Source organism: Arthrobacter sp. MAHUQ-56, from assembly GCF_019710585.1.
Classification (GTDB): domain Bacteria; phylum Actinomycetota; class Actinomycetes; order Actinomycetales; family Micrococcaceae; genus Arthrobacter.
The window spans coordinates 1-22,656 of sequence record NZ_JAIFZQ010000020.1 but is presented as its reverse complement, the minus strand read 5'-3'; the positions used below and the strand labels follow the sequence as shown (position 1 = coordinate 22,656).

Annotated in this window: 19 protein-coding genes, 1 tRNA gene and 1 pseudogene; 10 read left to right on the top strand and 11 right to left on the bottom strand. The window is 65.9% G+C overall.

The features are described 5' to 3' along the window. Positions 1 to 7: 7 nt before the first annotated feature. The 5 genes from K4G53_RS12460 to K4G53_RS12440 all read right to left on the bottom strand — a co-directional run bounded on the left by K4G53_RS12460 (position 8) and on the right by K4G53_RS12440 (position 4,217). On the bottom strand, positions 8 to 1,342 hold the full coding sequence (locus K4G53_RS12460; RefSeq protein WP_221386025.1) for an extracellular solute-binding protein: 1,335 nt from the start codon (positions 1,340 to 1,342) through the stop codon (positions 8 to 10). A gap of 197 nt (positions 1,343 to 1,539) precedes the next feature. Then, entirely contained in the window at positions 1,540 to 2,541 is a 1,002-nt protein-coding gene (locus K4G53_RS12455) for a LacI family DNA-binding transcriptional regulator (RefSeq protein ID WP_221386024.1), read from the bottom strand. Positions 2,542 to 2,599: 58 nt separating this feature from the next. Continuing rightward, positions 2,600 to 3,511: an NUDIX hydrolase gene (locus tag K4G53_RS12450; protein WP_221386023.1), complete on the bottom strand. Its 912-nt coding sequence runs from the start codon at positions 3,509 to 3,511 to the stop codon at positions 2,600 to 2,602. Between the two features lie 15 nt (positions 3,512 to 3,526). After that, a complete protein-coding gene (locus K4G53_RS12445) occupies positions 3,527 to 4,060 on the bottom strand; it encodes a RidA family protein (RefSeq protein WP_221386022.1) in 534 nt (177 codons plus the stop codon). A 1-nt stretch (position 4,061) separates the two neighbouring features. Next, positions 4,062 to 4,217 carry a DUF4177 domain-containing protein gene (locus tag K4G53_RS12440; protein WP_009359196.1) on the bottom strand — a complete coding sequence of 52 codons (156 nt, stop codon included), beginning with the start codon at positions 4,215 to 4,217 and terminating at the stop codon, positions 4,062 to 4,064. Between the two features lie 37 nt (positions 4,218 to 4,254). Here K4G53_RS12440 and K4G53_RS12435 point away from each other — a divergent pair, with 37 nt between their 5' ends. The 5 genes from K4G53_RS12435 (at position 4,255) to K4G53_RS12415 (ending at position 11,465) form a co-directional block, all read left to right on the top strand. After that, on the top strand, positions 4,255 to 6,564 hold the full coding sequence (locus K4G53_RS12435; protein WP_221386021.1) for a transglycosylase domain-containing protein: 2,310 nt from the start codon (positions 4,255 to 4,257) through the stop codon (positions 6,562 to 6,564). A gap of 6 nt (positions 6,565 to 6,570) precedes the next feature. Next, positions 6,571 to 7,515 carry a metallophosphoesterase gene (locus K4G53_RS12430; protein WP_221386020.1) on the top strand — a complete coding sequence of 315 codons (945 nt, stop codon included), beginning with the start codon at positions 6,571 to 6,573 and terminating at the stop codon, positions 7,513 to 7,515. 133 nt (positions 7,516 to 7,648) lie between these two features. Further along, complete coding sequence (locus K4G53_RS12425) at positions 7,649 to 9,457, top strand: ABC transporter ATP-binding protein (protein WP_221386019.1); 1,809 nt, start codon at positions 7,649 to 7,651, stop codon at positions 9,455 to 9,457. Next, the gene (locus K4G53_RS12420; protein WP_221386018.1) at positions 9,454 to 11,280 is read left to right on the top strand and encodes an ABC transporter ATP-binding protein; all 1,827 of its coding nucleotides are present in this window, start codon (positions 9,454 to 9,456) and stop codon (positions 11,278 to 11,280) included. Before K4G53_RS12425 ends, K4G53_RS12420 begins: the two co-directional genes overlap by 4 nt. Positions 11,281 to 11,388: 108 nt before the next feature. Next, a tRNA-Pro gene (locus K4G53_RS12415) sits at positions 11,389 to 11,465 on the top strand. A 127-nt stretch (positions 11,466 to 11,592) separates the two neighbouring features. Here K4G53_RS12415 and K4G53_RS12410 read toward each other — a convergent pair. Beyond that, on the bottom strand, positions 11,593 to 11,811 hold the full coding sequence (locus K4G53_RS12410) for a hypothetical protein (protein ID WP_221386017.1): 219 nt from the start codon (positions 11,809 to 11,811) through the stop codon (positions 11,593 to 11,595). A 126-nt stretch (positions 11,812 to 11,937) separates the two neighbouring features. Between K4G53_RS12410 and K4G53_RS12405 the strand changes: the two genes are divergently transcribed. Next, positions 11,938 to 13,203 carry a helix-turn-helix transcriptional regulator gene (locus K4G53_RS12405; RefSeq protein WP_221386016.1) on the top strand — a complete coding sequence of 422 codons (1,266 nt, stop codon included), beginning with the start codon at positions 11,938 to 11,940 and terminating at the stop codon, positions 13,201 to 13,203. A 58-nt stretch (positions 13,204 to 13,261) separates the two neighbouring features. Here K4G53_RS12405 and K4G53_RS12400 read toward each other — a convergent pair whose 3' ends face one another. Both K4G53_RS12400 and purD read right to left on the bottom strand, forming a co-directional pair. Then, the gene (locus tag K4G53_RS12400; protein ID WP_221386015.1) at positions 13,262 to 14,200 is read right to left on the bottom strand and encodes a phosphoribosylaminoimidazolesuccinocarboxamide synthase; all 939 of its coding nucleotides are present in this window, start codon (positions 14,198 to 14,200) and stop codon (positions 13,262 to 13,264) included. A 1-nt stretch (position 14,201) separates the two neighbouring features. Next, positions 14,202 to 15,518 carry a phosphoribosylamine--glycine ligase gene (purD, locus tag K4G53_RS12395; protein ID WP_221386894.1) on the bottom strand — a complete coding sequence of 439 codons (1,317 nt, stop codon included), beginning with the start codon at positions 15,516 to 15,518 and terminating at the stop codon, positions 14,202 to 14,204. 98 nt (positions 15,519 to 15,616) lie between these two features. Here purD and K4G53_RS12390 point away from each other — a divergent pair, with 98 nt between their 5' ends. The 3 genes from K4G53_RS12390 (at position 15,617) to K4G53_RS12380 (ending at position 18,736) form a co-directional block, all read left to right on the top strand. After that, complete coding sequence (locus K4G53_RS12390) at positions 15,617 to 17,203, top strand: molybdopterin-dependent oxidoreductase (RefSeq protein WP_221386014.1); 1,587 nt, start codon at positions 15,617 to 15,619, stop codon at positions 17,201 to 17,203. Between the two features lie 48 nt (positions 17,204 to 17,251). Then, entirely contained in the window at positions 17,252 to 18,268 is a 1,017-nt protein-coding gene (locus K4G53_RS12385) for an asparaginase (protein WP_221386013.1), read from the top strand. A 66-nt stretch (positions 18,269 to 18,334) separates the two neighbouring features. After that, entirely contained in the window at positions 18,335 to 18,736 is a 402-nt protein-coding gene (locus K4G53_RS12380) for a sterol carrier family protein (protein WP_221386012.1), read from the top strand. Here the strand turns inward: K4G53_RS12380 and K4G53_RS12375 are convergent. The 3 genes from K4G53_RS12375 to K4G53_RS12365 are packed head-to-tail and all read right to left on the bottom strand — an operon-like array spanning position 18,733 to position 21,844. After that, positions 18,733 to 19,488: an SDR family oxidoreductase gene (locus K4G53_RS12375; protein WP_221386011.1), complete on the bottom strand. Its 756-nt coding sequence runs from the start codon at positions 19,486 to 19,488 to the stop codon at positions 18,733 to 18,735. The genes K4G53_RS12380 and K4G53_RS12375 overlap by 4 nt on opposite strands. Before the next feature lie 13 nt (positions 19,489 to 19,501). Next, a complete protein-coding gene (locus K4G53_RS12370; protein ID WP_221386010.1) occupies positions 19,502 to 20,245 on the bottom strand; it encodes an aspartate/glutamate racemase family protein in 744 nt (247 codons plus the stop codon). A gap of 30 nt (positions 20,246 to 20,275) precedes the next feature. Continuing rightward, positions 20,276 to 21,844 carry an NCS1 family nucleobase:cation symporter-1 gene (locus K4G53_RS12365; RefSeq protein WP_221386009.1) on the bottom strand — a complete coding sequence of 523 codons (1,569 nt, stop codon included), beginning with the start codon at positions 21,842 to 21,844 and terminating at the stop codon, positions 20,276 to 20,278. 310 nt (positions 21,845 to 22,154) lie between these two features. Here K4G53_RS12365 and K4G53_RS12360 point away from each other — a divergent pair. Then, positions 22,155 to 22,656 (top strand): annotated as a pseudogene (locus tag K4G53_RS12360) (pyruvate dehydrogenase (acetyl-transferring), homodimeric type); the annotation flags it as partial.

Genomic DNA, 22,656 nt, shown 5'->3' with positions numbered 1-22,656 from the left:
GGGCGGTTCAGACCGGGTTGGGCCGGGAAAGGAGGGTGTTGGTGCGCCGGACGAAGGCTTCCCAGCCATCAGCTGCCTTGTCGCGGCCCAGGAGCACGTTCTGAACGGTCTCCGCGAAGTAGGTCTGCCAGTCCGAACCGGACCCGCTGAACCACGCTTCGGGGTCGTAGGCGATAATCTCGGCAGCGTTGGCATAGTGGATCTGCGGCGTGAGGTCACGGTACGCCTGGGACTGGACCACCGGCTGGTAGGCGGGGATGTGCCCCGCTTCGGCCCAGGACAACGACCCCTTGAGGATGTCGCTCACGAACTTATAGACAGCGCGCCGTTTCCCGTCGTCGACGTTCAACTGGCGGGGAAGCACGAAGGAATGTGAGTCGGCGTAGGCCGCCGGGGTTCCGTAGAGCGTGGGGATGGTGGCGGCGTCGACGGGGAGGCCGGCCTTCTTGAAGGTGGGAAGCTCCCAGACGCCGCTGAAAAGCATTCCGGAACCTCCGCGGGCGAATTCCGCGATGCCCGTGCTGATGTCCCCGCTCTGCGCCGCGATGGTGTCGTCGAAGAGTGATGTCATGAACTCCAGGGACTCAATCGCGGCGTCGTTGTCGGCAACCATTGGCTTGCCGGGAGTCAGTTCCATAGTGGCCCCGTGCTGCCGGTAGAGCGTGTAGAAAAGGCGCCACATCTGGGAACCGCTGCCAAGGTAGCCGAAGGACAGGCCGTGGGCCTGGGTCACCTTCTGCATCTCCCTGGCGATGGTGAGGAATTCCTGGGGGGACGTTGCTTCCTGCAACAGGCCGTTGCCGCCTAAAAGTCCTGCCTTTTCCGCCACGTCCCGGTTGTAGAACATGACGAAAGGGTGCGAATCCAGGGCAATGGAAAAGACTTTTCCGTTGTGCTGGCTCTTGTCCCAGATCCTCGGTGCGAAGCTCTGGGCCGTGACGCCGTGTTCCGCCAAAAGGTCCAGGTCCCACGGGTCGATGAGTCCGCCGGGCGCATAACCCGGAACCCGGCTGGCATGCATGATGGCCAGCTGCGGCGGACGGCCACCGGCTGATGCCATGGCCAGCTTGGTGTAGTAGGGAGGGCCCCAAGCCAGGACGGTGGGATGCACCTTGAATCCCGGGTTGCCTTCATTCGCCTTGCTGATCATGGCCTGCATCTTGATGCCGTCGCCGCCGGACAAGAGGTGCCAGAACTCGATGTCCCGCACGGCTGCTGCCGATGCAGCGCCGCTGCATCCGGTGAGGCCCGCAGCGGCCAGGACACTGCCCAGGGCCGCAGTGCCAGCAAGTACTTGTCGCCGGGATACCTGTTGTCCGGCGGGAAAATCAAACTGCTTCACCCGTCACTCCTTTGGATGGGTCCGCTGAAAGTCATTCCTGCGCCGCGGAGCCCTGCCTGTGCGGGAGATGTTGCTGCTGCCTGCTCAGGGGGCCGGTGTGACGCAGGACTCACATTACATCGATGTAATGGCAAGCACAACGAGAAATTGTTAGCGTTCACCAAACGAGTGGAGGGTCTTGTTTTGCGCTCGCCGGCTTAGCTCGACGTGCTGTCCCGCTCCACCACGGCGTAGTCGAGGGCCACCACCCGCTGCGGCCCCCCACGGTCCGCCATCCGCTCGGTCAGGAGGCGCAGGGCTTCGCTGGCCACCTTGCGTTTGTCGAACGAAACCGTGGTGAGCGAAGGCACGGCGTACTGGCCGTCGGCGATGTCGTCGAATCCCGCCACGGCAATGTCCCCGGGAACCGCGATTCCCCGTTTCCACAGCACGCTCAGGGCGCCGATGGCCATGGAGTCGGTGAAGCAGAAGAGCGCTTCCGGCAGCGGGTGTGAGTCAAGATACGTGGAAAGCGCCTTGGCCGCCGTGTCCGGGCTCCACTTTTCGCACGGGATGACCAGCGAAGCATCGAAGTCGATGCCGAGCTGTTCCAGCGCGGCCTGGTAGCCGCGGGTGCGCAGGACCGCTGCGGCCGAACCCCGGCCTCCGGGGGCGCCCAGCACGGCGATGCGCCGCCTGCCGGTCCTGGCAAGGGCCAAGGTCATGTCCCGTGCAGCGGCGACGCTGTCCACCCACACGCGGTCCGCCAGTTTTTGGGACACCTCCCCCAGCAGTACCACCGGAGGGAGGGACACCCCCACCTTGACGGCGCTTTCGTCCAGCACCACGGGGTTGAGGATCAGCCCGTCAATCAGGTTGGACCGCGCCCGCGACATCAGGTCGTATTCGCGCCCCGGATCCGATCCCGTTTCCTCGATCTGGACGCTCCACCCCTGTTCATGGGCCACTTCGACGACGCAGTGGGCAATTTCGGCGGAAAAGGGTGTCGCCAGGTCCGGCAGCGCGAGGGCGATGACCCCTGACCTGCCATTGCGCAGTCCGCGGGCAGAAAGATTGGGGACGTAGTCCAGTTCCGCCATTGCCTGCTCAACCCTGAGCCGCGTGGGACCGCTGACGGGAACGATGCCGTTCATGACGTTCGAGACAGTCTTGGGTGATACCCCGGCGAGGCGCGCTACGTCCTTGACCGTTGCGCGCAAAGGCGCCCCCTAGCTCCCGGTGTTGCTTTATTGTCGATGGTACTGCGCTGTTGAAGCGTCAGCGCTCCCGCTGGGGGTCTCCCGCCACAGTCTTCGCGGCCTCGACCTCGAGCAGGAGCTTGCCGTCCTCTTCGACGAGGCTGGGCTGGTAGACGTGGGGTTTGCGTTTGTAGCTCAGGTAGGCAATGCAGCCATTGGCGGCCGCCATCTTTTCCAGCATGATCTCGGAGCCTGGAACCAGCAGCTCGCCCAGGGTGCGGCCCACGGTGTTTTCCTGGCCGGCTTCGTCGCCAAGGGCGGTGGTGTCCCGCTCCTGGACAGCTTGCGCCGCATTGACCCAGCGGCCCCAGACACCTTTGCCTTCAAGCAGCGAAGGTTCCTGGCCCATGGGAAGGGTGGCGGCGAAGTAGCGGGTGTCGAACCGCCGGTGCGCGAAGTCCGGGCTGCGCCAGTTGACCAGGGATTTGAGCAGGTCGGTGCGCAGGGACAGTCCGCGCTTGCCCAGCACCTGGGCAAGCGTCTTCTCCTGGTCGGCGACCGCTACGCGTGCACGCATCCATTCGGAGGTGGACGTGGCCTCGACCGTGCTGGACATGTCCGGGCCTGCCAGCAGCACGCCCGTCTCCTCAAAGAGCTCCCGGATGGCACCCACCACGTGGCGGCGCGCCAGCCCGACGTCGTCCGTTCCCATCTGCTCAGCCCAATGCTGGGGCGACGGGCCCAGCCATCCCATGGCTTCGTCGTCGGCCGCATCAAGCGAGCCGCCGGGGAAAGCGAGGACCCCCAGCGGCGAGGAACCGGGCCGGTAGCCCAGCCATGTCTCCAAACCGGTGGGCGAATCACGCAGGAGGACTACTGATGAGGCGTAGCGCGCGGCCCGCGGGGTCCGCTCGCCGTGTTCGAGCCAGCTCTGCGCTGCCCCTTCAAGATCCTGGGGAAGTGCGAAAAGGCGTCGTGCGAGGTGAGGCAAGGGAGGTGTCCGGTCCTAGCTGAATTCGGCGATCAGCTCGACCTCTACGGGAGAGTCGAGCGGAAGAACGGCAACGCCGACGGCGGAGCGTGCATGCTGGCCTGCGTCACCCAGGACGCGGCCCAGCAGTTCCGAGGCGCCATTGACGACGGCGGGCTGGCCGGTGAATGACGGATCGGAGGCGACGAACCCCACCACCTTGACGATGCGGGTGATGCGGTCAAGGTCTCCGATGACGCTCTTCACGGCAGCCAGCGCGTTCACGGCGCACACGGCGGCGTACTTCTGGGCATCTTCCGGGGAAACGGTGGGCTCGTCGGCGAAGCCCTCGGTGCCGGCCGAAACCTTACCGGTAGCTTCGAGTTTGCCGTTAATAAAGGGCAGCTGGCCGGAGGTGTAGACGTGGCTGCCGGAGACCACGGCAGGGACGTAGGAGGCAACCGGGGCAGCAACTTCGGGAAGGGTGATTCCCAGCTCCGCCAGGCGCTGCTCGACGGCGGACGTGGCCGCCGTGGCGGCGCTGGACTGGGCTTCTGCGGGGGTGCTCATGCTACTGCTTCTCCCTCTTGAGGTAGGCGACAAGGCCGTTGCCGTCAGGTCCGGGGACTACCTGGACGAGCTCCCAGCCGTCCTCTCCCCACTGGTCCAGGATCTGCTTTGTAGCGTGAATAATGAGCGGAATCGTCGCGTACTCCCATTTGGTCATGAAAGAAAGACTAGTCCTTGCCGGTAAAGTGGAAAACATGGCCACTCGCAAGAACCCCTTATTCGACACTGCCACCACGCTGGGTAAGATCCTTGTTTTCCTTGGTGTGAGTGCTGTTTGCGGTGTCCTGGTGGCGGGCCTGCTGGTCCCGGCCGCCGCCGTCTCCGGCAGTGCCGCGAGCGGTTCCATCCAGTTCTTCGACGCCCTTCCTGCCGAACTGAAGGTCGATCCCCCCAGCCAGACCACCCGGATCCTGGCCGCGGACGGAAGCGAGATCGCCAGCGTCTACACGGAGAACCGCACCAAGGTTGCGCTTGACCAGATTTCCCCGAACATGAAGAACGCCATCATCGCCGTGGAGGACAGCAGGTTCTACGAGCACGGCGGCGTGGACACCACGGGCATCCTCCGCGCCCTGGTCAGCACCGCGCGCGGCAACAAGCAGGGTGCGTCCACCATCACCCAGCAGTACGTGAACAACGTCCTCAACGCGAACCTGGCCGCCGCGGGCGAAGAGGACCAGATCAAGCTCAACGGCGTCAACAAGGGCGTTGGCGACAAGCTGCGGGAAATGAAGCTGGCCATCGCGCTGGAGAAGGAGTTCAGCAAGGACCAGATCCTTGAGGGCTACCTCAACATTGTCTTCTTCAACCGGGACGCCTACGGCATCGAAGCGGCCTCCCGCTACTTCTTCAGCACCACCGCCAAAGACCTGACCCTGCCGCAGGCGGCGCTGCTGGCCGGCCTGGTCAACAGCCCCTCCGCCTTCGACCCGATCACCAACCCGGAGAAGTCCAAGCAGCGCCGCGACCTGGTGCTGGGCCTGATGCTGAACCAGGGCAAGATCACCCAGGAAGAGCACGACGCCGCCGTCGCCACCCCTGTGGAACCCAAAGTGACCCAGCCCAAGCAGGGCTGCGCCTACGCGGCTTCCGCCCCGTACTTCTGTGACTACATCCTGCACCTGCTCGAGAACAATCCCGCGTACGGCGCGGACGTGAAGGAACGCCAGCGCCTGATTTACGGCGGTGGCCTGACCATCACCACCACCCTGGATCCCAAGGCCCAGGCCGCCGCCCAGGAACAGGTCAACGCAGCCACCGGGGCCAACCCGGATAAATGGGGCTCTTCGATGGTGTCCGTCCAGCCGGGCACGGGAAAGATCATTTCCATGGCCCAGAACACCACGTTCCTGCCGGGCCAGGGCTTTGACTCGCAGTTGAACTTCAACGTGGACAAGATGGACAAGGACGGCAACGACCTCAATGGCATCGGCGGCTTCCAGCCGGGGTCCACCATGAAGCCGTTTACCTTTGCCGAGTGGCTCAACGAGGGCAAGTCCATGAACACGGTGGTCAACGCCGCGCAGCGCGTTTACCCCATCGGTTACCAGTGGCGCAATACCTGCGGCAAGGTGCAGGGCGCCTACAGTACGGCGCAGAAGAACCAGGGCCTGGATGCCGCTGACGACCTCCAGAACGCCGAGCCGCAGTGGTACAGGCCGCTGTCGGTGCTGGAGGGCCTCTACAACTCCATCAACACGGTGACCTTCGCGTCCGCAGCGCAGCTGGACTTCTGCGGTATCCAGAAGATTGTGGACGCTGTTGGCCTGCACGGCGGGCTGCCGTCCGCCGATGGCAGCGACCCGAACCCGAGCATCAACATGATGACCCTGGGCAACCTGCTGGGTTCCACCCAGACCGCTCCGCTCACCATGGCCAGCGCTTTCGCCACCTTCGCGAACGACGGCAAGTACTGCGAGCCGATCGCCATCACCTCGGTCACCGATGCCTTGGGCAAGCAGCTCCCCGCCCAGTCCAGCAGCTGCCGCGACGCCATCAAGCCCGACGTCGCCCGCGGTGTGAACTATGCGCTGCAGGAAGTCCTGAACCGCGGTTCGGGCTCCCTGATCCAGCCCCGGATCTCCACCAGGACCAGCTTCCCCATCGGCGCAAAGACCGGTACGTCCAACAACAACGGCTCCACCTGGGTGGTTGGCCACACCACGGGCCTGGCGACCGCTGCCTGGTTCGGTGATCCCCTGGGCAACCAGAGCCGGGCCGGCCAGAACATCACGGTCAACGGCAAGTTCTACCAGGGCATCGATGGCTACATGATCGCAGGGCCTATGTTCTCCAACTTCATGGCGAAGATTGCCCCCGCCTACGGCACCAACCCGTTCCCGGCGCCGCCGAGCAACATGGTCAGCGGAACCACCGCCCCGACCCGCCCAACCACGCAGGCCACGCAGGCGCCCGCTCCCGCGGCGCCGGCCACCCAGGCACCGAAGGAACCGGCACCCGGGCCGACTAAGAACGGCAACGGCAACGGCAACGGGAACGGCTAGGCGCGGATGAACACCAACACCCTGGCAAGCCGCGTCCGCTCCATCGGGCGCGGCTTTGCCGTCGGTGCCGGGGCGGGGGCCGCCGCGGGGATGGCTGCCTTTGGTTACGGGCTGTGGGAGAAGAACCAGTTCGTCCTGCGTGAGGAAACGCTGGCGATCCTGCCTCCCGGCCGGAACCCGTTCCGCATCCTGCACCTGAGCGACATCCACTTCGTGCCCGGGCAGAAGAAGAAGGCCGACTGGCTCGGGTCGTTGGCCGAGCTCCGGCCCGACCTGGTGGTCAACACGGGCGACAACATGAGCCACCTCAAGGCCGTGGAGCCGGTGCTGGAAGCCCTGCGCCCGCTGCTGCAGTTTCCCGGCGTCTTCGTTCCGGGCTCCAACGACTACTTCGCCCCCACCCCGAAGAACCCGGCGGCCTACCTCCTGGGTCCCTCGAAGGTGAAGCCAAAGCCTGTCCCGCTGGACTGGCCGCGGCTGCGCTCGGCTTTCGGCATGGCCGGCTGGGTGGACCTGACCAACCGCCACCAGTCCCTGGTGCTCAACGGCATGCGCTTCGATTTTTCCGGCGTCGACGATCCCCACCTTAACCGGGAACGGTACGCCGGCTGGCCCAGGGGAACCGTCAACCAGGACTCGAACGACCACCTCAGGATCGCCGTCATCCATGCCCCCTACCAGCGGGTGCTGGACCACTTTACGGAAAGCGGCGCTGACCTCCTGCTGGCCGGCCACACGCACGGCGGCCAGTTGTGCATCCCCGGCTACGGGGCGGTCGTCGCAAACTGCGACCTGCCCACCTGGCGGGCCAAGGGGCTCAACGACTGGTCAAGCAATGGAAGCACGACGCCGGTCAACGTCTCGGGCGGCATCGGCACCTCGCGCTTCGCACCCGTGCGCATCGCCTGCAAACCTGAGGCCGTCCTGCTCACCCTCACCTCAAGCAGCTAGCTCACCGCATTACAGACCGCAATAACTGCGCAAGTCCCGGAACCGCCCCGCAATCCCTGTGAACGGGCTCACGTGATGGCATAGGGTAGTTGCTAGAGGAAACTACATTCGTTTTAGAGCTTGAGAAGCGGGCGTGGCCAAGCAGACTCCATTTTTCAGATCAATCCGCCGGCTCTATCCCCATGTGCGGCCCATCCTCCCCCGGCTGCTGCTCGGGCTTCTCTGCGCACTCCTGGCCAGCATCGTTGCCCTGACCATCCCGCAGGTCCTCCGGGTCCTGGTGAACACCGTGCTGCAGCCCGGCGGCACGGCGGAGGCGGTCTGGGTGTCGGCGGGCGTCATCCTGGTCCTGGGCATCGCCGAAGCGGGCCTGGTGGCGCTGCGCCGGCAGTTCGTCATCAACCCGGCCACCAGCGTCGAAACCCGGATGCGGGTGTCCCTCTATGACCACCTGCAGGACCTGGCCGTTTCGTTCCACGACCGCTGGGGATCCGGACAACTCCTGTCCCGGGCCATGACGGACCTGAACTTCCTCCGCCGCTGGATGGCGTTCGGCGCCATCATGCTGGTGGTGACCACCCTGACGGTGATCATCGGCATCGTTGCGATGTTCTCGATGAGCTGGCAGCTGGCCCTGATCTTCCTCGCCGCCGCCGTCCCGATCACCATCAACAGCTTCCGGTTCCGGACCCGGTTCAGCAAGGTTGCCCGGCGCAGCCAGGACCAGGCCGGGGACCTGGCCACCACTGTGGAGGAGTCCGTCCACGGTATCCGCGTGCTCAAGGCCTTCGGCCGCAGCCGGGAGGCCCTGGAGAACTTCAACGAGCAGGCCGAGGAGCTGCGGCAGACGGAAATCGCGAAAGCCCGGCACCAGGCCACGTTCACCATGGTGGTCACCCTGCTGCCCGAGCTCGCACTGGGCGCCGCGCTGGTCGTGGGCATCATGCTGTGCGCGGGCGGCCAGCTGAGCATCGGCGCCCTGGTGGCCTTCTTCGCCACCGCGGCGGTCATCGCCTCCCCCGTGGAGTTCTCCGGCATGCTGCTGGCCATGGCACTCACTGCCAAGACCGCCGTCGACCGCCACTACGAGGTGATGGACACGCAAAACACCATCACCAGCCCCGCCGAGCCGCGCCGCCCCGTACAGCTGGCCGGCGCGCTCAGCTTCCACAACGCAACCTTCGCCTTCGAGGACGAGCCGGACAAGCCGATCCTCAAGGACGTCAACCTTGATGTCCGCCCCGGCGAAACCATGGCCCTGGTGGGCATCACGGGCAGCGGCAAGAGCGCCCTGATCCAGCTGGTGCCCCGCCTCTATGACGTTACCGACGGCGCCATCAGCATCGACGGCGTCGACATCCGCGCGTTCGACGTCGAGGAACTGCGGCGGACCGTGGCGGTGGCCTTCGAAGACACCACGCTGTTCTCCAATTCGGTCCGGGACAACGTCCTGCTCGGAGCCCCGGTGCGGAGCGACCAGGTGCTGGACGAAGCCCTCGACGTTGCGCAGGCGCACTTCGCGTATTCGCTGCCGGAGGGGGTGGACACGCTGATCGGCGAGGAAGGCCTGAGCCTTTCCGGCGGGCAGCGCCAGCGCATTGCCCTGGCGCGGGCCATCGCGGCGCATCCCCGGGTCCTGGTCCTGGACGATCCCCTCTCAGCCCTGGACGTCCATACCGAGGAACTGGTGGAGGCCCGCCTCCGGGAGGTGCTCAGGGACACCACCACCCTGATCGTCGCTCACCGGCCCTCAACGGTGGCGCTGGCCGACCGCGTGGCGCTCCTGGAGGACGGCCGCATCGCCGACGTCGGGACGCACACCGAATTGCTGGCCCGCAATGCCCACTACAGGTACGTGATCGCCAGCCTGGACCGTGAGCCACAGGACCTGGATTCTGAGTTGTCTGCCCTGGAAGACCAGGCAGAGGAAGTGACGCGATGAGCACGGCAACGTTCGGCACTGCGAACGAGGACAACGCCCACCTCAGCAGGAGTGACAGCAGGGCAGTACGACGGCGGTCGCTCGCCTTGCTGGGATCGCTGATCCGTCCGGTGCGGCTGCGGTTTTGGCTGACCATTGCGATGGTGGTCCTATCCCAGGCTGCGCGGGTGGCCGGCCCGGCATTGATCGCCTTCGGCATCGACCACGCGCTGCCCGCCCTGCAGGCCGGCGACAACCTGCCCCTTGTGTTCACCGGCGCCGCCTACCTGCTCGCGGCCATCGCGACGGCGGGACTCACCGCCCTGTACGTCACCTCCACCGCGCGGCTCAGCCAGGCCATGCTCCTGGACCTGCGGGTAAGGGTGTTCCGGCACACCCAAAGGCTGAGCCTGGAGTTCCACGAGAAATACACCTCCGGCCGGATCATTGCCCGGCAAACCTCAGACCTTGAGGCCCTTCGCGAACTCCTGGATTCGGGCGTCAGTTCGCTGGCGTCGGGAATCCTCTTCATGGCTTTTACCGCGGTGACCATTTTTGCCCTGGACTGGCGCAGCGGCCTGCTGGTCCTGGCGGCCGGGGTGCCCATGTTCTTCCTGGCGCGCTGGTACCAGAAGCACTCGCAGATCGCCTTCCGCGAATCCCGGGTGGTCTCGGCCCGGCTGATCGTGCACTTCGTGGAAACCATGACCGGCATCCGGGCCGTGAAGGCCTTCCGCAAGGAGCGGGAAAACTCGCAGACGTACGGCCAGCTCGCCGAGGACTACCGCCGGGTCACCGTGCGGTCCATCAACCTCAACGGCATCTTCCAGCCCGGCCTGGTGCTGATCGGCAACGTCTGCGTTGCCGTAGTGCTGCTCTTCGGCGGCTTCCGGGTGCTCACCGGGGACCTGGCCGTGGGCGTGCTGCTGGCGCTGATCCTTTCCACCAAACGGTTCTTCCAGCCGGTGGACCAGATGGCCATGTTCTACAACTCGTTCCAAAGCGCCCAGGCGGCCCTGGAAAAGGTCTCCGGGCTCCTGGAGGAGGTGCCCACCGTACGGCCGCCCAAAAACCCCGTTCCCCTCTCCGGCGCCAAGGGCGACATCGACTTCAGGGACGTGGAGTTCCGTTACGGGGACGGGCCCGTCGTGGTACCGAGCCTCAACCTGCACATCCCGGCCGGGCAGACCGTAGCCCTGGTGGGCCAGACCGGCGCCGGAAAATCGACGCTGGCCAAGCTGATCGCCCGCTTCTACGACGTCACCTCAGGAAACCTCACGCTGGACGGCATCGACCTGCGGAACCTGGGCACCCAGGACCTGCGCCGGAACATCGTCATGGTCACGCAGGAAGCCTTCCTGTTCAGCGGATCCGTGGCGGACAACATTGCCCTGGGCCGGCCGGAAGCGACGCGTGCCGAGATCGAGGAAGCCGCAAAGGCCGTCGGGGCCCACGAATTCATCCTGCAGCTCCCCGAAGGCTACGACACCGACGTCAACAAGCGCGGTGGCCGGGTTTCCGCCGGGCAACGTCAATTGATCAGCTTCGCCAGGGCTTTCCTGGCGCGGCCGGCGGTGCTGATCCTGGATGAAGCCACCTCCTCCCTGGACATCCCCTCCGAACGCCTGGTCCAGGCCGGACTGGCACGGCTGCTCGCCGGGACGGAAGGGGCGCGCAGGACCGCGCTGATCATCGCCCACCGGCTCTCCACGGTCGAGACGGCGGACCGGGTGCTGGTGGTGCACGACGGCCGGATCGTGGAGGACGGCACCCCGGCTGACCTCATCGGCGGCGGCGGCCGCTTCGCCGACCTGCACGGGGCATGGAAGGATTCGCTGGTCTGACCCCTGGTCCGGCGGGCCACCTCAGACCATGGAGACGGGCCATCGAAGCTGGATTTCGCATCGGAGCCCGGGATCGGCTATCCTTGTAAAGTTGCTTTTGCAGCGGATCGGGATGTAGCGCAGCTTGGTAGCGCGCTTCGTTCGGGACGAAGAGGTCGCAGGTTCAAATCCTGTCATCCCGACCAAAATGGAAAGAGGGTCTCCTTGCGGAGGCCCTCTTTTTTTGTTGCGATCCGGTCACGGCGGAAAACAGGACAGCCCCGGAGCTGGTGCTCCGGGGCTGTCCATCGCCTCCTGGTGTGAGGAAGCTGTTTATGCGGGATCGGGCCAGTTGCCGATGTAGGTGGTGTAGGTGGTATCGGTCTTCTTGTCCTTCTTCACCTTGGTGGAGGCGGGGTCAGGCCAGTTTCCGATTGCTACCGACGTACCCGAGTTATCGGCGATGGAACCTGCAGACAGGACGGCCGGAGCCGCCGCGGAAAAAGCCAGGGCCCCAGCCAAGGCGGCCGCGGTTGCGATCTTCTTCAACATATAAGTTCCTCAATACGAGTCGGATTCGTTACAAAGCCAGCACTGTCCTTGTTGACACACATTGTAAAATATTTTCCACAGGGGCTGTCAAGCATTCGGCCCCAGCTGTCCAGAAGGAGGAAACGCGTGGGCAACGGATTCGGAGAAAAGCTCCGGGCGGAGCGCCTTGAGCGTGGACTGACACAGGCCGAACTGGGCAAGGACCTGTATTCACCCAGCTACATCTCGCTGCTCGAAACCGGCCGAAGGGAACCGACGGCCGAAGTAATCGAGGAACTGGCTCGCAGGCTGGAGCTGGCACCAAAGGCACTGGAGGCTTGGAGCCAGCCCATTTCCGTGAGCGACGCTGAATACGTTCTCGCAGGGCTGTACGCGCGCCAGGCGTGGGACTTGCGCGACTACCCCCTGGCAGCCAGCCACGCCGCGGCTGCCGCGCAGATAGCACTCGACGGCAAGAACACCAGCGCCTGGTGGAATATGACGTACATGCAGGCTGAATGCCTCATGAAGCAGGGTGACCTGCAGGAGTGCCGGAAGATCATCGAACGCCTCCTTGAACACCCCATGGCAACGGAATCGGTGGGTCTTGGCGTGCGTGCCCGCCAGATGCTGGCTGCTGTGTGCCACGGCCAGGGCCAGCTCTCCGTCGCTGTTGAGCACGCGCTCGAAGCTGTCAAGCTATCTGTCAACCTGCCCCGCGGTTCAACGGTGGCCATCGGGGCGCACCGCATCCTGATCGGTGCCCTCGCGGAAAGCGGGCGGCTGGATGAGGCCTGGAAGTATTGCCAGGCCCTGCTCGAACAAGTGGATGAGCATGCCATGTCCCAGCTCGCCGGCGAGGTGGCCTGGGTGATCGGCAACGTGGCCTTCATGCGGCACGACTATGCAGAAGGCGTGAAGCACCACGAGCGGGCGGCCCGGCTGCTCTCCCCCGCCAATGACATCGAGCTGTGGGCGCGCTTCAACAAAGCCTCCGCCGCCGTCCGGCTTTCGTCGGGAATCGTGGAGCCGGAGACCCTGTCGGCCATCGAGCGCGCTGAACTCGCCTTCTCCATCGTCGGAGGAACCAAGAGCGACGAGCTTGAGGTGGCCTTCATCCGGGCGCGCTGGCTGTACCTGACCGGGGACATCGTGGCCGCCGTCGAGAAGCTGCGCGAGATCCATGCCGAGCGCGATGCCCTCGGCAAGCACACGGCCGGCGAGGTGTCGCTCCTCCTCGGAAAGTCGTTGAAGGCCTCGGGCGAAACAGACGAAGCCCTGGTGCACCTTGAGGAAGCCCAAAAGGCATTCGCCGCCGCCGGTGCACAGGATCGCGTGCAGCAGGCGCTGGACGCGATCCTCGAAATCAGGCTCGCCCAAAAGCGGGCCGCCGCGGCCGCCCAAGCGAGCTAAAGGCAGGCGAGCTAAGGAGAGCTAAGGGCGGCCCCGGGACTCCCGGGCCCGCCCTTGTTTATGTGAAGCTCTTCCCCGTGATCTTCTCGTACGCCTCGACATAGCGGCTGCGGGTACGCTCCACCACGTCCGCCGGAAGCGCCGGCGGAGGGGTGTCCGAGGCTTTGTCCCAGCCGGATTCGGCCGAGGTCAGCCAGTCGCGCACGTACTGTTTGTCGTAGGAAGGCTGCGCCTGGCCCGGCTTGTACGTGGCAGCGTCCCAGAACCGTGAGGAATCGGGGGTGAGCACCTCGTCGCCCAGGGTGATGGAGCCGGAGACGGCGTCGTACCCGAACTCCACCTTGGTGTCGGCGAGGATGATGCCGCGCTCCCGGGCGATCTTTTCCGCCGTCGTGTAGATCTTCAGGGTCAGCTCGCTGAGGCGGGCAGCGATGTCGTCCCCCACGAGCGCCACCACGGCGTCGTAGGTGATGTTCTCATCGTGCTCACCGATCAGCGCCTTCGCGGACGGCGTGAAAATGGCATGGTCAAGGCGCGATCCGTCCACCAGGCCCTCGGGCAGCGGGATGTTGCAGACCGTGCCCAGTGCCTTGTACTCCTGCAGCCCGGAACCTGTGAGGTAGCCGCGCGCGATGCATTCCACGGGGAACATGTCCAGCTTCTTGCAGATCATCGCCCGGCCCAGCACCTCGGCCGGCACACCGTCCTCCTCGGTGGAGCCCAGCACGTGGTGTTCAACGCCCAGCTGGTCGAACCACCAGAGGCTCAGCTGGGTGAGGATGCGGCCCTTGTCCGGGATCTCGCTTGAGAGCACGTGGTCGTAGGCGCTGATGCGGTCGCTGGCGACCACCAGCACGCAGTCCTGGCCAAGCCGCTGCACGATCGACTCGTCAGCCGGCTCGTACAGGTCGCGGACCTTGCCGGAGTAGACATGGGTCCATCCGGGCAGGTCCAGGGTCTTGGCGGCGTACCCGCGGTTCACCGGCGTTTCACTCATGTCAGGCCTTCGCTTTCACTACGGGCAGCGAGCCGGTGGCGCCGTAGGGGACCTTGATTTCGCCCCGGGCGGCCTTGCGGCCGATGTCGCTGCGGAACTGGGAGCCTTCCAGCTGGATCAGCTCCACGCCGTCGTATGCCCTTTCCCGTGCCTCCACCAGGTCGCTGCCGAGGGCGACGACGGCCAGGACGCGGCCGCCTGCGGACACCACCTTGCCGTCCGCGTCCAGGGCGGTTCCGGCGTGGATGACGTGCACGCCGTCCAGGGCCTCCACCTTCTTGAGCCCGCGGATGCGGTCGCCGGTGCGGGGAGTGTCCGGGTAGTTTTCCGAGGCGATGACGACGGCGACGGCGGTCTCCTTAGCCCACCTCAGCTCCTCTGCCTTGTCCAGTTCGCCCTTCGCAGCTGCCATGAGCAGGGAGCCGAGGGGGGTTTTGAGCCGGGCGAGGACTGCCTGGGTTTCGGGGTCGCCGAAGCGGACGTTGAACTCGATCACGCGGGTGCCGCGCGAGGTCAGGGCAAGGCCGACGAACAGCACGCCTACGAACGGGGTTCCGCGCCGGGCCATCTCGTTGACGGTGGGCTGGGCAACGCGGTCCAAGACTTCCTGGACCAGGCCTTCCGGTGCCCATTCAAGCGGGGTGTAGGCGCCCATGCCGCCGGTGTTGGGGCCTTCGTCGTTGTCGAAGATGCGCTTGAAGTCCTGCGCAGGTGAGAGCGCCACGGTGTTCTGGCCGTCGCAGAGGACAAACAGGGAAACCTCCGGCCCGTCCAGGAACTCCTCGATCACCACGGAGCCGCCGGCGTCGAAGCAGGACTGGGCGTGGGCGAGGGCTTCCTCCCGGTTCCGGGTGACCACCACGCCCTTGCCGGCCGCGAGGCCGTCATCCTTCACCACGTACGGCGCGCCGAAGGTGTCCAGCGCGGAGGCTGCTTCATCGGCGTTGGCGGCGACCATGGCCATGGCCGTGGGGACGCCGGCTTCCGCCATGACTTCCTTGGCAAAGGCCTTGGAGGCCTCGAGCTGGGCGGCTGCCTTGCTGGGTCCGAAGACGGGGATGCCGGCTTCGCGGACGGCATCGGAGACCCCTGCGGCGAGCGGCGCCTCGGGGCCCACGACCACGAGGTCCACGGCGAGCCTGGTAGCCAGCTCCGCAACTGCCTCGGGATCATTGCCGTTGATGTTGTAGGTGGGGACCAGTTTGCTGATCCCGGCATTGCCCGGCGCCGCGTGGACCTCGGACACGTTGGGGTCGGCAAGCAGGGAGCGGACAATGGCGTGTTCGCGGCCTCCGGGGCCAATGACGAGTACCTTCACAGTCTCCAAGGGTACTTTGTGTACCCTGCCCGCTCCTAAGCTGTGACCTTCCCTGCCCGGCGGTCAATCCGGGTGCCCGCCCGCTCCGAACCATACACATGACAACGCTTCGAAACCGGAAAACCGGCCCCGCCGCCATGGCCGCGCTGGCAGGCGTGGTGGCAGCCGCCGTCGTACTTGCCGTTGCGGAGCTGATTGGCGCGTTCTTCACCGCCCGGGCAACCCCGCTGTTCGCCCTGGGGTCCACCTTCATCGACTTCACGCCGCCCTGGCTGAAGGACTTTGCGATCGCCACGTTCGGTACCAACGACAAGGCGGCCCTTTTCGTGGGCATGGGCCTGACCATCGCGGTGCTTGCCTGCATACTTGGCGTGGTGGCCTACCGGAAGTGGGCGCTGGGCGTCCTGGGTGTGCTGTTCATGGGCGCCGTGATCGTGGCCTGCGTGGTGACCCGGGCGGGCGTCGGCCCCGCGGACGCCATTCCGACCGTACTGGGGACACTGGCGGGCCTGGTGGCCCTGCACCGGTTGATGGTGCCGCTGTGGGGGATGAAGAAATGGCCCGAAGCGCCGGCGGACCAAGCAGCCGACGACGACGCGCGGCAGCAGGGTGGAGGCACCAGCCGCCGTGGCTTCTTCACAGCCGCCGGGATTACGGCGGCAGCCGCCGGTATTGCGGCCACGGGCGGACGGCTGTTGGGTGCCGCGCGCAACAACGTGGCCCAGGCCCGGGAGGCCCTGCGCCTGCCGGCACCGGCAAAGGCCGCCGCTCCTGTGCCCGCGGGCGTCCAGTCCCCGGTGCCGGGCGTGACCCCGTGGCTGACGCCCAGCAATGAGTTCTACCGCATCGATACCGCCCTGAGTGTTCCGGAAATCAACGTCGACGACTGGGAACTGCGCGTGCACGGGCTGGTGGAGCAGGAAGTGACGCTTACCTTCCAGGACCTGCTGGATGCACAATTGATCGAATCGCATGTCACCCTGACCTGCGTGTCCAACCCGGTGGGCGGCAATTTGGCCGGCAACGCAAAGTGGCTTGGCCTTCCCCTCCGCGAGGTGCTGGCCCGGGCCAAGCCGAAGGACGGCGCGGACATGGTTTTGTCCACATCCGTTGACGGGTTCAGTGCCTCCACTCCCCTGGAGGTGCTCCAGGACGACCGCGACGCCATGCTGGCCATCGGCATGAACGGCGAACCGCTGCCGCTGGAGCACGGCTACCCGGTGCGAATGGTGGTCCCCGGGCTCTACGGTTTCGTGTCCGCCACCAAATGGGTGGTGGACCTGGAAGTCACCCGCTTCGCCGACAACAAGGCCTACTGGACAAATCGCGGCTGGTCCGAGCGCGGCCCCATCAAGACCATGGCGCGCGTGGAGGTACCCAAGTCCTTTGCGAAGGTGCCGGCCGGGAAAGTGGCCGTCGGTGGCACCGCCTGGGCCCAGACCCGGGGCATCACCAAGGTGGAAATCCAGATCGACAACGGCGACTGGGTGGAAACGACCCTTTCCGCGGAAGCCTCCACCATCACTTGGCGCCAGTGGTCATACGAATGGGGCGCCACGCCCGGCCCCCACTACATCAAGGTCCGGGCCACGGATGGCACCGGCGAGGTCCAGACGGACCAGCGGGCTGATCCGGTTCCGGACGGCGCCTCTGGCTGGCAGTCGGTGATGGTCACCGTGCAGTAGGCATCGAAGTATCCAGGCTTCGGCCGCGGCGGCCCATAGACTGGCAGCATGCCGCATAATCCGCATGCCACCTTCACCGTTGACTCCGCCGTCGAACTGGCCGTAATCGAACGCAGCGGCTTCGTGGAGTCGCGGCATATCGGCTCCGCGGTGCTGCTCTCCGCCGACGGCTCTGTGGTCACCGAGCTGGGCGACATCAACACCCCGATTTATGCCCGGTCCGCACTGAAGCCGTTCCAGGCGCTGGCCGCCATGCAGTCCGGCGTGCCACTGCGCGGCGCACAGGTGGCCATCGCGTGCGGGAGCCACACGGGGTCACTGGACCACATGGATGTTGTTGCCGGGATGCTCAAGGCGGCCGGGGTCCGGGAGGACCAGCTGCAGTGCCCGGAAGCCTGGCCCCAGGATGAAACGGCGCGGAACTGGCTGGTGCGTTCCGAAAAGGGAAAGTCCCGGCTGGCCTACAACTGCTCGGGCAAGCATGCGGCGTTCCTCTGGGCGTGCACGGAGAACGGCTGGGACACCCACAGCTACCTGGAGCCCAACCACCCGCTGCAGCAGCGCGTGCGCACCGCCATCGAGGAATATACGGGCGAGAAGATCGCGCACCTGGGGATCGACGGCTGCGGCGCGCCCGTGGCCGCCGTGTCGCTCACGGGGCTGGCCCGCGCCTACTCCCAGCTGGCCAAGGCCCCCGGTGACCACAGCTTCAACGCCAGGGCCGCCACCATTGCCACCTCCATGCTGGATTATCCATGGGCTGTTCAGGGCCGCGGCGAGGCAAACACCCTGGTGATGGACGAGCTGGAAATCATTGCCAAGATCGGCGCTGAAGGTGTCCTGGCGATGGCGACGCCGCAGGGTGTCTCCGTTGCCGTCAAGATCCTGGACGGCAACATCCGTGCCACATCGTTGGTGGCCCTGACGCTCCTGGCGGCGGCCGGCGCGGTGGAGATCCCGGGCGTGGCGAGCGTCCTGGAAAAAGTGGTCGAACCCGTGCTCGGCGGCGGCCGGCCGGTGGGGAAGATCCGGCTTGGCCCCGCCGTTTCCGCGCTCCTGGACTGAACAGACACGACTGAACAGACCCAACCGGCACCAACCCTGCCTGCACCAAAAAGGAAGACTCGAAACATGGCCGTAGCCCGCCGTCGTATTGACGCCCAGGAAGGTAAAGCGGCGCTGGCTGCATGGCTCGAAGGTGCAGGGCCGTCGTCGGACCTTCCCGTTCCCAGGCCAGTCGTGGCCACTGCCGTCCGCTACACCCTTGAGGAGGTCACCGCCCGGGCGCCGGGCAACTCGGTGGAAGTGCGCGTCCCGCCGTTCGGTGTCACGCAGTGCGTGGAGGGCCCGCGGCACACCCGCGGCACCCCGCCCAACGTCATCGAGTGCGACGCCGCCACCTGGCTTGCGATGGCCACCGGCCAGTTGAGCTGGGCGGACGCCGTGGCCTCGGGGAAGGTGGCGGCCTCCGGCCTGCGCGCGGACCTCTCGGCCCTCCTGCCTCTCTCGGCGCCCTCCCAGCCGGGGAGTTAGCCGCGGCCGATGAAGGGCATTCCGGCGGCGGTGACCACCACTAACCCGACGCTGGCCGAGGCCGGCATGTTGGCCATCATCAGCACCGCCCGTGCCGCGTCCGCTACCGGAAACATCGGCTCGACCTTCCGGCTGCCGTCGGCCTGGAGTGCCCCGGAACCGACGCCGATGGTGTCCATGATGTCAGTGGCCGTGTTGCCGATGTCGATCTGGCCGCAGGTGATGCCATACCCCCGGCCATCCAGCTCGATGCTCTTGGTCAGGCCGGTCATCGCATGTTTGGTCACCGTGTACGCGACGGTGCGCGGCCGGGGTGAATGGGCGGAGATGGATCCATTGTTGATGATCCGGCCGCCCTGCGGCTCCTGCGCCTTCATGGCACGGACGGCGGCCGCGGCGCACAGCATCGATCCGGTGAGGTTGACGGCGAGGGTGGCATTCCAGTCATCCAGGCTGATTTCGTCCACACCGGCCGCGGGGCCGAAGACGCCAGCGTTGTTGAACAGCACGTCCACGCGCCCCCACTTCTGGCGGACGGCATCAAAGAGGCGTTCGACGTCGGCGGCCCGGGTGACGTCGCATGGCACCGCCAGCGCCCTCGGGTGGCCCTCCGCCGTTTCCAACAGCTGCGCCTCCCGGCGGCCGGCAAGTGCCACCCGGTAGCCGTCGGCCAGCATTTGCCGGGCTACCTCCCGGCCGATTCCGGAGCCTGCCCCGGTTACGACGGCGATGCGGGAAGGGGATGTGCTCACGTGTTCTCCTGGTCTACAGCTGCACCGGCATGGCCGGTTTGTTCAGCGGCCAGCCTATGACGGTTTTGGGCCGCGGCGCGGCGAAGGTCCGGACCTTGGAGGTGGAAAGACCCATCCGGACCAGGGATTCGGCGATGGTCACCGCGGAAGCGACGCCATCGACCACCGGCACGCCGGCCCGCTGCCGGATCTGCTCGTCCAGGCCGGCCATGCCGCCGCAGCCGAGCACGATTACTTCCGCCTTGTCCTGGGTGACTGCCAGCATCGCCTGGTCGATGATGGCCTCCACGGCGCGGTCCGGTTCCTCCTCCAGCTCCAGGACCGCCATGCCGCTGGCCCGGACGGACGCGCATCGGGCGTCCAGGCCGGCGAGCTTCAGCCTGTCCTCGATCAACGGCACGGTACGGTCCAGGGTGGTGACCACGGAGTACTTGTGGCCCAGGAACATGGCCGTGCTGGCTGCCGCCTCGGTGATGTCGACGACCGGCACATCCAGGAGCTCCTGCAGCCCTTCGCGCCCGTGTTCGCCGTACCCCGCCTGGATGACGGCGTCGAACGGCTGCGGGTAGGAGGTGACGGCGTCCATGACGGCGATGGCCGCCAGGTAGCTTTCGAAGTTCCCCTCGCAGGAGTCCGCCCCGAAGCGGGGCGTGATGCCGACAATCTCGGTGCCCGGGGCAGCGACGCTGCGGGCCGAGGCCGCTATGGATTCGGTCATGGAGGAGGTGGTGTTGACGTTTGCTACGAGAATGCGCACGGGGCTTCCTTGGCGGGCGGGATGGGTGTGTCAGTGGGTGCTGGCGACGGCGATCGTCTCACCGTCGCGGTCTTCCAGGCGCTGGTTGCGGTCTGCGATGAAGAAATAGACAACGGCGGCGATGCCTGCCGCGAAGAACCAGGCGAACGGGGCCGCGGATGCCAGCCCGGGAACGAATGCAATCAGCAGGGCCAGGACCGCCGCCGGGACCATCGCGACGATTGCCCGCGGGTTGACGCCTTTCCGGTAGAAGTAGGCCCCTTCAGTGGATGCCGTGTACAGCTCCGGCACATTGACCTTGCCGCGGCGGATCAGCCAGTAGTCGGCCATGACGACGCCGAACAGCGGGCCGAGCAGCGCGCCAAGACCGCCGAGGAAGTACACGATGACCAAGGGGTTGTTGTAGAGGTTCCACGGCAGGATGACCAGCCCGATGGTGGCGGAGACCATGGCCGCGCGGCGGAAGTTCAGCCGGGTGGGGAACAGGTTGGTCAGGGCATACACGGGAGCCACGAAGTTGGCCATGAGGTTCACGGCGATGGTCAGGATCAGCAGGGCAAGGCAGGCCAGCACCAGGAAGAGCGTGTTGGGAATGGTCTGGACGATGTCCGAGGGGCTCTTGATGATGGTGCCGTTGATCTTGAACTGCCCGCCGGCCATGACCACCACGATGGCGCCGAATACCAGCATGTTGATGGGGATGCCCCAGAAGTTGCCGCGGACCACGGCTTTCCTGGATACCGCCGAGCGGGTGAAGTCGCAGAAGTTCAGGACGAAGGTGCCGTAGATGGAGACCCAGAGGGCGCCGCCGGCAAAAATGGTGAGCCACATTTCCGGCCCTTCAAGGGCCTTGTTGGACGACCAGGCGATGCTTCCCCCGGCTTCCACGAAAATCCAGATGGCCATTGCGGCCATGGTGGCAAGGATGACCGGGCCGGCGAAAGCCTCGTACTTGCGGATCATCTCCATGCCGAAGCTGACGATCACCAGCTGGACCACCCACAAGGTCACAAACGCCGCCCATCCCAGTGTGGACAGGCCCAGGATGGAATCCTTGTCCAGCTCCGCCAGGGGCGGGAACATGGCCGTGAGCATGACGCGGAAGACGACGGAGGCGAGGTAGGTCTGGATCCCGAACCACGCCACCGCCACGGCACCACGCAGGAGGCTTGCGATCTGGGCTCCCCTGATGCCGAAGCTGATGCGGCTCATGACCGGGAAGGGGACTCCGGTCTTCACTCCCATGAAGCCGGAGAGGGTGAGCAGCCCGAACAGCAGCGCGGCGCCGATTCCCAGAGCCAGCAGGATTTGCCATCCGCCCAGGCCGAGGGCAAACAGGCCGATGGCGAACGCGTAGTTGCCCAGGCTGTGCACGTCGTTGGCCCAGAGGGTGAAGATGCTGTAGCTGGACCAGCTGCGGCCGGCACGCTTGGTGGGGGCAAGGTCTGCGTTGTAGAGGGTGGAGCTGATGGCCACGCCTGATGCTTCGCTTGCGGCATTGCACAGGGTTTCTACGCTGGCTGCGGTAGGGGCAGGAGCATCCGACGACGTTGTCAGGTCCCTGGCCGCCTCAACGCCCGCCGGGGGTGGGGTCTGCATAAGAAATCTCAATTCTTTGGGGATTCCGGTGGTGAGGCCGACGCGGAGGTCGTTTCTGTTATTCCACAAGGCGGAATCGAGATATTGAATAGTGAAATAATGCTATGACCTGCATCACTCACGGTCAAGCCGTAGCGTGCCTTCGCGGCAGTCACAAACGGTTGGTTTCCAGCGCCAAGGCCCGGACCTTGCCAGCTTGGCCGCCCTGCGTTGACCGGGCGCGCCACTCGAACCTAATCTCATAGAGCAATAATGTTTTCTCGCATAACGAAAACTGATGCCGAGTATTCAATGATGAAAGAAGGCTGCCATGGCTGCAGGAGAAGATACCTCCCATATCCTCAGCGGGTTGACTAACCAGCTGCCTGATCGTGATCCGGAAGAGACTGCCGAGTGGGTTGAGTCCCTGGATGCGTTGATCAGGGAACAGGGCACCGAGCGTGCCCAATACATCATGCGGAGCCTGCTGCAGCGCGCGGGCGCGCAGAGCGTCGGGGTGCCGATGGTGACCACCACGGATTACGTGAACACGATCCCGGTGGACCAGGAAGCCGAATTCCCCGGCAACGAGGAATACGAGCGCCGCTACCGGGCCTACATGCGGTGGAACGCCGCGGTCATGGTGCACCGGGCGCAGCGGCCCGACATCGGCGTTGGCGGGCACATCTCCACCTACGCCGGGGCGGCGACCCTGTACGAGGTCGGCTTCAACCACTTCTTCCGCGGCAAGGACGCCCCCGGCGGCGGGGACCAGGTGTTCTTCCAGGGCCACGCCTCCCCCGGCATGTACGCCCGGGCGTTCATGGAAGGCC